The following is a 9061-nucleotide window of genomic DNA, read 5'->3' as shown; positions in this document are numbered from 1 at the left end:
CCGCGTCGTACTTGCGGCGTTTGTCGGGTTTGGGGATGTCTTTCATGACGAAGGAAAGATACCACCCAGTTCTGTCCAGCTTAACTAGACCACCTCAAACCCCCTTGAGCCAGGCATCGTTTTGCTGAGACAACGGCTTGGGGGTCCCCTTTTTGTCCAGCCCGAATACCTCGGCCGGCGCCTGGGGCAGGCTGCTGAGCACGACCAGCTTCCCGTTACCGGCCAGGGCGAAGTCATTTACTTCCCGGGCACCCCCCAACACTGTATTGATGGTGCCACCCGCCGCCGGCACCCGGGCCAGCGAGGTAGCGCGGTCGTCTTCCAGCAGAAAGTAGAGGCTCTTGCCATCGGGCGCCCACTGGGGCTTGGTGGTGTTGCGGTCGCGGCCAGCGGTGAGGGCCTTTACGGTGCCATTACCTACCTCCACCACCATCAGCTGGTGCAGGGCGTACACGAGCTGCTCGCGGGGGCCGCCCTGCACAAAGGCGATGCGCCGCCCATCGGGGCTCCACACGGGCCGGCTGCCGTAGCCGGGCGAACTCTCGGCTACGTCGGTGGTGAGCAGCGGCCGAGCCGTGGCGCCCGCCTTGGCATCCATCAGGTACAGGTCATAGTTGTCGTGGCGGTCGGGGTCGGACCCGCGCTTGCTGGAAAACACCAACTGCTGGCCGTTGGGGCTCCAGGCGGGCAGGTGCTCGTCGTACACGCCGGGGGTCAGGTTCGTGAGCTTGCGCGAAGCCACGTCGAAGATATAGAGGTGCTGGCGCTGCTTGTTGAGGTAGCCATCGACGTCCTTTTTGAACTGAAAGCGGTCGATGACGATGGGCGGTGCGGTTTTCTTTTTGGCCTTCTGGGCAGCCGTGAGCGAGTCGGGGTCGGCATCGCGGATGATAAGGGCCAGGCGCTGGCCATCGGGTGACCACACGTAGTCGGACACGCTGCCTTTGAGCTTGGTCACCTTTTCCGCCTCGCCGCCGGCCCGGTTCAGCAGCCAGAGCTGGGCGTCGCCGCCGTCCTCTTCGCCGCGGCTCGACACGAAGCTCAGGTACTTGCCGTCGGGGCTGAAGCGGGGCTTGGCCTCGCTGGCCGGGGCGGTGGTCACGCGCAGGTTTTGGGTGCCGTCGGTGCGGGCCATCCACACGTCGGCGTCGCGCTTGTCGGTGGTCGAATCGGCGCGCGTCACGGTGTATGCCACCCAGGCCCCATCGGGCGAAAGCTGGGGGTCGGCCACGTCGCGCATCCGGTACAGGTCGCTGAGCTGGAGGGGCCGTTGGGCAGTTTGCGCCTGCAGGGCCGTCAGGGGCAGCACCAGGGAGGCCAGTAAGGTAAAGGCTTTTTTCATCATACCACGCGGGGAAAAGATGCCCGCGCCAAGCGGGTTGGGTTTGTGTGCGAAGCTACGCCCGGCGTGCTGGTTGTTCCACCACAACAATCACAAGTAAGCTGGCTTATTTCGTTCAGCGAAAAGGTGCTATTGCACGCACCCTGGGTATTGCTCCAAGCATCGTGGCCAAGTACGCCGCTTCCTTTTTTTAAAGAGGGGCCACTTTAGGCGTAGGTAATTATCATCCATCATTCCCTAGGGCGATGAACACGAAAGACGCGCATGTTGCGTGGTAAGGCTGTTTCGTCTTTTGCGCAGTTGATGAAGGTGGCCGATGCGCAGGTGCATTTGCCCCGGAGGGGTCCCCGGCGACTGCTTGGGGTTCGAGGACTAGCTGCGTGTTAAGGAGTGGGACAGCAATAAAAAAAACGAGCGGGCCAGACGGTCCGCTCGTTCTGGTTTAAGAAATTCAGCGGTGGTTCAAGCTTTGGTGAAGCTGACGTGGTCACGCTGGCTACCGCTGCCGGGCGGCCCAGGCGTCCATGCGGCGCTCGGCTACGGCCAGAGGCATGGCACCGCCGGCCAGGAGCTCGTCGTGGAAAGCGCGCAGGTCGAACGTCGGGCCCAACTGCTTCTCGTAGCGGGCGCGCCATTCCAGAATTTTCAACTGGCCCGTTTTGTAGCTCAGGGCTTGGCCGGGATTGCCCATGTAGCGCTCAATCTCGGCGGTAGCCAGCTGTTCGGTGATGACTTCGTTGTCCATCATGTACTTGATGGCTTCCTCCCGGGTCATGCCTTTGGCGTGCAGGCCCACGTCCACCACCAGCCGGATGGCGCGGTGCATTTCACCGCCCAACGAACCGGCGTACTGGTACGGGTCGGTGTAGAGCCCGAGCTCCTTGCCCAAGGACTCGCAATAGAGCCCCCAGCCTTCGCTAAAAGCGCTGAAGCCGCCAAAGCGCCGGAATTTGGGCAAGGCCGTGTTTTCATTCTGCAGCGAAATCTGGTAATGATGCCCCGGAATGGCTTCGTGCAGAAACACGTCTTCCATGGGCGGCAGGGAGGTGACGTTGTATTGGGTAGCATCGAGAATGGGCACATAAAAGATGCCCGCCCGGGAGCCATCGGGCGAGCCGGCCACGTACTGGGCGCTGGCCGAAGCGGCGCGGTAGGCCTCGGTCTGCCGCATCTCAAACGGCGTTTTGGGCGTGCGGCCAAACAGCTTCTGCAGGTTGGGGAGCATGCGCTGGTGAATGGCTTCAAACCCATCGAGCACTTCCTGCGGCGTTTTGTAGGGCCGGAACCTGGGCTCGTTTTTCATGTAGGCGAAGAAGGCTGGCAGGTCGCCCTGGAAGCCGACCTCCTGCTTCACCCGCTCCATTTCCGTGCGCAGGCGCTGCACCTCGCTCAGACCGGTCTGGTAGATTTCGTCGGTCGTTTTGTTGGTCGTGGTGGCCGCTTTTACTGCGTAGCGGTAAGCCGCGGGCCCACCGGGCAGAGCCCCAAAACCCGAGGTGGTACGCGCCTTGGGCAAGTACTCGTTCTTCAGGAAAGCACTCAGCTTTTGATAGGAGGGAACCAGCTTGGTGAGAATGGCCTGCTGGTAGGCCATGGTCAGCCGCGCTTTGTCGGCCGCGGGCAGCGCGTCGGGCAGCTTCGTGATGGGGCTGTAGAACAGGCTCTTGGTGGCGTCGGCCACCACCTGGGCCTCCAGCTGCGGAATCATCTTTACCACTAGGGCCCGGGGCAGTACCACGCCGGTTTTCAGGCCCTGACGGAAGTTGGCAATGGCCGAGTCGGTCCAGGCCGGGAAGCCGTGCACCCGGCCCAGCCAGTTGTCGTAGTCCATGGTCGTCTTGAAGGGTTGGGAACCCGTGCCCGACCCAAACTGCGCCATGCTTTGTGGCAGCCCGCCTGCCTGCCCGAAAGGCATCATCCACCGGAACTGCTGCAGTCCTTCCAGCGCCGTTTCCAGCTGGTACCGGAACACGTCGTAGCTCACCTGGTCTTCGCCCGCGAGCTTGGCGCGGTCAAATTTCAGCAGCGAAGCCTGGTATTGCCGATAGAAGCGCTGCTGCTGCTGGCGGAAGGCGCGGGTCTGGTCGTTGGGCAGCTGGTCGTTGTAGCGGTTGTCGCCCTGGGCCGTGGCGCCAAAGGGAAAAAGCCGAGCCTGCTCGTTCCAGTACGCCGCAAACAAGGCCGCCAGCGGGGCCGAAGCAGACGGCTTGCGGGCCGTAGCGGCGGCGGCGGCAGTCGACTTGGCAGCTTGGGCAACCGCGGGCACCGGTAGCTGAGTGGCCAGCAGGATGCCGAAGGCAAGCGGGGCCAGTATTCGTTTTCTCATGGAGCAAAGAAGGCTAAGGTTGAACGCGCAAGTAAGAACAAGAACCTGATTCCCGCTGCCCGCGAGTTGAACGCCCACAGCGAGCCACGGCGCGGCCGCAACAGGCAGTTTTTGTAGCATCGATGAGCATCTGGCCGCGCCACCCACCAGACCGGCCAATCGGCCGTTGCCAGCCGGTTGGGTTGTTTTCCAGCTGCAGGTTTGTGAGCTGCCCGGATGGCACTACCGCTGCCGGGCGGCCCAGGCGTCCAGCGTTTTTTCCAGCACCGCCAGGGGCATCGAGCCGCCGGCCAGCAGCTCGTCGTGGAAGGCGCGCAGGCTAAATTTCGGGCCCAGCTGCTTTTCGTATTTGGCGCGCAACTCCAGGATTTTGAGCTGCCCCACTTTGTAGCTCAGGGCCTGGCCGGGGTTGCCCATGTAACGCTCAGTCTCGGCGGTGGCCCGCTGCTCGTCAATGGGCTCGTTGGCCATCATGTACTCGATGGCCTGCTCGCGGGTGAGCTGGCCGGTGTGCAGGCCCACGTCCACCACGAGGCGAATGGCCCGGTGGATTTCGGTATTTAGGGCGCCCATTTGCTGGTAGGGGTCGGTATAAACGCCCAAGGCTTTGCCCAGCGACTCGGCATAAAGGCCCCAGCCTTCAACGTAGGCGCTATTGAAGGTAAAGCGGCGGAACTTGGGCAGGCTGGTGTTTTCCTGCTGCAGGGCTATCTGGTAATGATGGCCCGGAATGGCCTCGTGCAGGAAGAGCGACTCCATGCCCCGCGTCACGTTGTACTGGGTGGCATCGGGAATGGGCGCGTAGAAAATGCCCGGCCGCGAGCCGTCGGGTGCTCCTTGGTTGTACTGGGCCGAAGCAGACGCTTCCCGGAATTTCTCCGTTCGGCGCACTTCAAACTCCGTTTTGGGCGTGTGACCGAACAGCTTGGGCAGGTTGGGGGAAATGCGCGTGAGCACTCCCCGGTACACCGCCAGCACTTCCTCGGGCGTTTTGAAAGGCCGGAACTTCGGGTCGGTGCGCATGTAGGCGAAGAAGGCGTTGAGGTCGCCCGCAAAGCCCACCTGCTGCTTCACCTGCTCCATTTCGGTGCGGATGCGCTGCACTTCGCGCAGGCCCGTCTGGTAGATTTCGGCCGGGGTTTTATCGGTCGTGGTGGCCCGTTTCACCCGGTAGGCATACTGGGCTGCCCCACCCGGCAGCGCCCCTATGCCGCTGCTGGCGCGCGCCTGGGGCAGGTATTCGGTTTCAAGAAACTGCGCCAGCTTCTGGTAGCTCGGCACCAGGTCCTGCAGAATGGCCTGGCGGTAGGCTGCTACCAGCTCGGGCTGCTCGGCCGCGGGCACGCCGGCCGGAAACTTGGCCACCGGGCCATAGTACAGGCTGGCCGTGGGGTCCGTGACCACGAAGGATTTCAGTTGCGGAATCATCTTCACCACCAATGCTTTGGGCAGCACGATGCCAGCCCGCATGCCGCGGCGGAAGTTGCCGATGGCCGAATCGGCCCACAACGGAAAGGCACGGGCGCGGCCCAGCCACTGGCGGTAGTCCTGGGTGGTTTTGAAGGGCTGGCTGCCCGTGCCCGCCCCCAGCTGGCCCAGGGTGCTGGGCAGGCCGCCGCCTTGGGTGAAGGGAATCATCCAGTCGGGCTGCCGCAGGTCGGCCAGGTTCATGGCTAGGTCGTAGTCGAAGATGTCGTAGCTGGTCTGGTCGGTGGCGTTGAGTTGCCGCCGGTCTGTTTTACGCAGCTGCGTTTGGTATTTCTGGTAAAAGGCCCGCAGCTGCTCCCGGAAGGCCTGGGTCTGGTCGTTGGGCAGCTGGTCGTTGTAGCGGTTGTCGCCCTGGGCCGTGGCGCCAAAGGGAAAAAGCCGGGCCTGCTCGTTCCAATACGCCGCAAACAAGGCCGCCAGCGGGGCCGAAGCAGACGGCTTGCGGGCTGTAGCCGGCTTGACTGGTTTGGCAGGTTTGGCCGATTGAGCGAACGTGGGAGTTGGCAAGGACAAGGCCAGCAGGATGCCAAAGGCAAGCGGGGCCAGTATTCGTTTTCTCATGGAGCAAAGAAGGCTGAGGTTGGACCCGCAAGTACGAACAAGAACCTGAATTCCAACTACCCGTGAGCTGATTGCCTACAGCGCGTTATGGTGCGGCGACCGGCATGTATCTTCCCGCTTCCGGGCGCCGGCCTCCCCGTTTCGGGGGTTTGGGGAATTCGGGCCGGTCCACCGTACGTTTTATTGACGCCTCTTTTCCTCCTCCATATGATGTCTTCCTGTACTCCTTCTCCTTTTTCCTGGAGCCTGCGCGGTGGGCGCCCTTGGTGCGTATTGGGTCTGCTGGCCGGGCTGGCGCTGGCCCCCCGCCCCACCCTGGCCCAGGCCATCATGCCGCCCGCCAAGCTCGAAGCCCTGAAGCAGGAGCTCATCGGGGAAATCGATAAGCAGCAGAAGGCCACCCAACAGATGGTGGACATGGTGTTCAGCTTCGGGGAGCTGGGCTTTCAGGAAACGGAAACCTCGCGCTACCTCACCGGCATTCTGAAGAAAAACGGCTTCGTCATCAAGCCCGGCATTGCGGGCGTGCCCACGGCCTGGACGGCCACCTGGGGCTCGGGCAAGCCGGTCATTGCCATTGGCAGCGACATCGACTGCATTCCCAAGGCCTCCCAAAAACCGGGCGTAGCCTACCACGACCCTATTATTGAGGGTGCCCCGGGCCACGGCGAGGGCCACAACTCGGGCGTGCCCCTGAACATCACGGCGGTGCTGGCCCTCAAGAAAATCATGGAGCGCGAGAAGCTGCCTGGCACGCTCATGCTCTGGCCCGGCGCCGCCGAGGAGCTGCTCGGCACCAAGGCCTATTACGTGCGCGATGGCTACTTCAAAAACGTGGACGCCTGCGTTTTTACGCACGTAAGCGACAACCTGAACGTGTCGTGGGGCGACAACGGCTACACCGGCGCGATTTCCGTCAAGTTTACTTTCGAGGGGCAGGCAGCCCACGCGGGCGTGGCTCCCTGGCGCGGCCGCAGCGCCCTCGACGCCGTGGAGCTGATGGATGTGGGCTGGAACTTCCACCGCGAACACATGGACGTGAACCAACGCTCGCACTCCGTCATCACCGACGGCGGCGACCAGCCCAACGTGGTGCCCTCGAAGGCGGCGGTGTGGTACTACCTGCGCGAGCGCACCGACCCCAAAATCAGGGAAATGTACGCCGACGCCCTGAAGATGGCCGAAGGCGCCACGCTCATGACCAAGACCACCGTGAGCCACGAGGTGCTGGGCAGCGCCTGGCCCATTCACCTGAACAAGGCCATTGCTCAGGCCATGTACCAGAACATCCTGCGCGTGGGCCTGCCCCAATGGAGCGCGGCCGACCAGGTGCTGGCCCGCGCCGCGCAGGCCGAAACGAAAGCTCCTAAAACCGACCGCCTCAACCGCCCCATCGATGGCCTGGCTTCCCGCCTCGACACCCTCATGGGGCCCCAGACGGCCACCTACGGGGGCTCGGACGACATTGGCGACATTTCCTGGAGCGTCCCCACGGTGGTGCTGCGCTACCCGGCCAACATCCCTGGCCTGCCCGGCCACCACTGGGCCAACGCCATTGCCATGGCCACCCCCATTGCCCACAAGGGCGTGACGGCCGGCGCCAAAGCCGAGGCCCTGACCCTGCTCGACCTGTTGGTGAAACCCGAAATCCTCAAGGAGGCCTGGGCGTATTTCAACGACGTGCAAACCAAGGACACCAAGTACACGCCTCTGATTTCGGCCACCGATAAGCCCGCCATTACCCTCAACCAGGGCATCATGGCCCAGTACCGCCCACAAATGACAAAATTTTACTACAATCCGGCCAAATACAAGACCTACCTGGAGCAGTTGGGCATTGCCTACCCCACGGTGCGGCCGGCATCCAAAGCGGGCACCCCGCAATAAGGGCACCGCGCGGGGAGGACCCGCTGTGGTCGTGCTAATAGCCTATCCGGATAGATTCTAAATGGTTCCAAACCATTGCTACGAATTCTGGCTTGGAGTCCGGTGAGTTAGTCAGGGGGGCTGGCGCTGGCACAACGGCAGCCCCATCGAGTTGATAAAACGCGTGCTGGGAGCCCTCAAATCGTAACATCGTAACATTATGTCTTCCGTGCCTCCCGCCAATTTTACATTACTTCTGCACGGGGGCTCGGGCCGCTTGCACCCGGCCGGCACGCCGTTTCCACAGGAAGCGGCCTACCAGCGCACGTTGGTGGCCGCCGCGCAGGCCGGCTTCGCGGTGCTGGCCGAGGGCGGCAGCAGCCTGACAGCGGTGGAAACCAGCCTGCGCCTGCTGGAAGACTCGCCCCTGTTCAACGCCGGGCGCGGCTCGGTATTTTCGCACGTCGGGCTGAACGAGATGGACGCGGCCCTGATGGACGGCGCCACGCTGCAGGCCGGCGCGGTGGCGGGCGTGCGCACCGTGCGTAACCCGATTTCGGCCGCCCGGGCTGTGCTCGAGCGCTCGGCCCACGTGCTGCTCACGGGTCCCGGCGCCGACCAGTTTGCTGCCGAAATGGGCCTGGAAACGGCCCCGCCGGAATGGTTTCGGACCGAGGAACGCTGGCAGCAGTTGCTGGCCCTGCAAGCGGCCGAAGCCCGCCCCGCGGCCCCGTCCCCACCCGCCAAGTACGGCACCGTGGGCGCCGTGGCCCTCGACCAGGCCGGGCACCTGGCGGCCGGCACGTCCACCGGGGGCATGCTGAACAAGCGGTACGGCCGGGTGGGCGACTCGCCGATTATCGGGGCTGGCACCTACGCCAATCACGTGTGCGCTGTGTCGGGCACCGGGCACGGCGAGTTTTTTATTCGCCACGCGGTGGCCCACGACATTGCCGCGCTGATGGAGTACCGGGGCCTGAGCGTGGTGGCAGCCGCCCACCGGGTCATCCATGATAAAGTGGCGCCGGCGGGCGGCAGGGGCGGCGTCATCGCCCTCGACGCACGCGGCCACGTGGCCATGCCCCACAGCACCGAAGGCCTGTTCTGGGCCTACATAAGCGCCGACGGCCGGACCGGCACCAACGTGTGCCACATGATTGTGGAGTAGCTAAAAGTGCCGGCCTTCCCCTGGGCCCGACATCCTGTGGGGCCGAACAAGTGACCGCGCCGGAAATCATGGCGGCGCGGGAAAACCGGCCCGATGCGACCAAAGAGGACAACGGGCGCGCAGCGCGGGCGCGGCAGAAAAACCCCATTTTCGGCCAAGTGCCGGCCCGCTTCCTCTCCTGGCCCGGCAAAGGGCCAATTAAGTAAACCACCACTCTACCCTACTAAACTTTAGGGCATAAAAACGGGGCAGTCCGACCTTTGGGGTTCCTACACACCATTGCCCGTTCTGCCCCGTGAAGCTAAGCCTC

At 63.6% G+C, this 9061-nt stretch carries 6 protein-coding genes; 3 read left to right on the top strand and 3 right to left on the bottom strand.

The features are described from left to right. Window positions 1-94 precede the first annotated feature (94 nt). The 3 genes from BEN47_RS18475 to BEN47_RS18465 form a co-directional block, all read right to left on the bottom strand. The gene (locus tag BEN47_RS18475; RefSeq protein WP_070730584.1) at window positions 95-1345 is read right to left on the bottom strand and encodes a TolB family protein; all 1251 of its coding nucleotides are present in this window, start codon (window positions 1343-1345) and stop codon (window positions 95-97) included. Window positions 1346-1838: 493 nt separating this feature from the next. Further along, the gene (locus BEN47_RS18470) at window positions 1839-3668 is read right to left on the bottom strand and encodes a DUF885 domain-containing protein (RefSeq protein ID WP_070730581.1); all 1830 of its coding nucleotides are present in this window, start codon (window positions 3666-3668) and stop codon (window positions 1839-1841) included. A 222-nt stretch (window positions 3669-3890) separates the two neighbouring features. Beyond that, window positions 3891-5717, bottom strand: coding sequence for a DUF885 domain-containing protein (locus BEN47_RS18465; RefSeq protein ID WP_083322580.1), 1827 nt, complete (start codon window positions 5715-5717; stop codon window positions 3891-3893). A 330-nt stretch (window positions 5718-6047) separates the two neighbouring features. On the opposite strand from BEN47_RS18465, the gene BEN47_RS18460 reads away from it, so the two are divergent. From BEN47_RS18460 to BEN47_RS21610, 3 genes are all read left to right on the top strand, one after another. Further along, complete coding sequence (locus BEN47_RS18460) at window positions 6048-7604, top strand: peptidase dimerization domain-containing protein (RefSeq protein ID WP_094123056.1); 1557 nt, start codon at window positions 6048-6050, stop codon at window positions 7602-7604. A gap of 199 nt (window positions 7605-7803) precedes the next feature. Further along, window positions 7804-8751 carry an isoaspartyl peptidase/L-asparaginase family protein gene (locus BEN47_RS18455; RefSeq protein ID WP_083322578.1) on the top strand — a complete coding sequence of 316 codons (948 nt, stop codon included), beginning with the start codon at window positions 7804-7806 and terminating at the stop codon, window positions 8749-8751. A gap of 50 nt (window positions 8752-8801) precedes the next feature. Next, complete coding sequence (locus tag BEN47_RS21610) at window positions 8802-8957, top strand: hypothetical protein (RefSeq protein ID WP_158011103.1); 156 nt, start codon at window positions 8802-8804, stop codon at window positions 8955-8957. The last annotated feature ends 104 nt before the right edge of the window (window positions 8958-9061 follow it).

The organism is Hymenobacter lapidarius (genome assembly GCF_001816145.1).
Taxonomy (GTDB): Bacteria; Bacteroidota; Bacteroidia; order Cytophagales; family Hymenobacteraceae; genus Hymenobacter; species Hymenobacter lapidarius.
The sequence above is the reverse complement of the archived record's forward strand: the minus strand, read 5'-3'. Positions and strand labels throughout refer to the sequence as shown.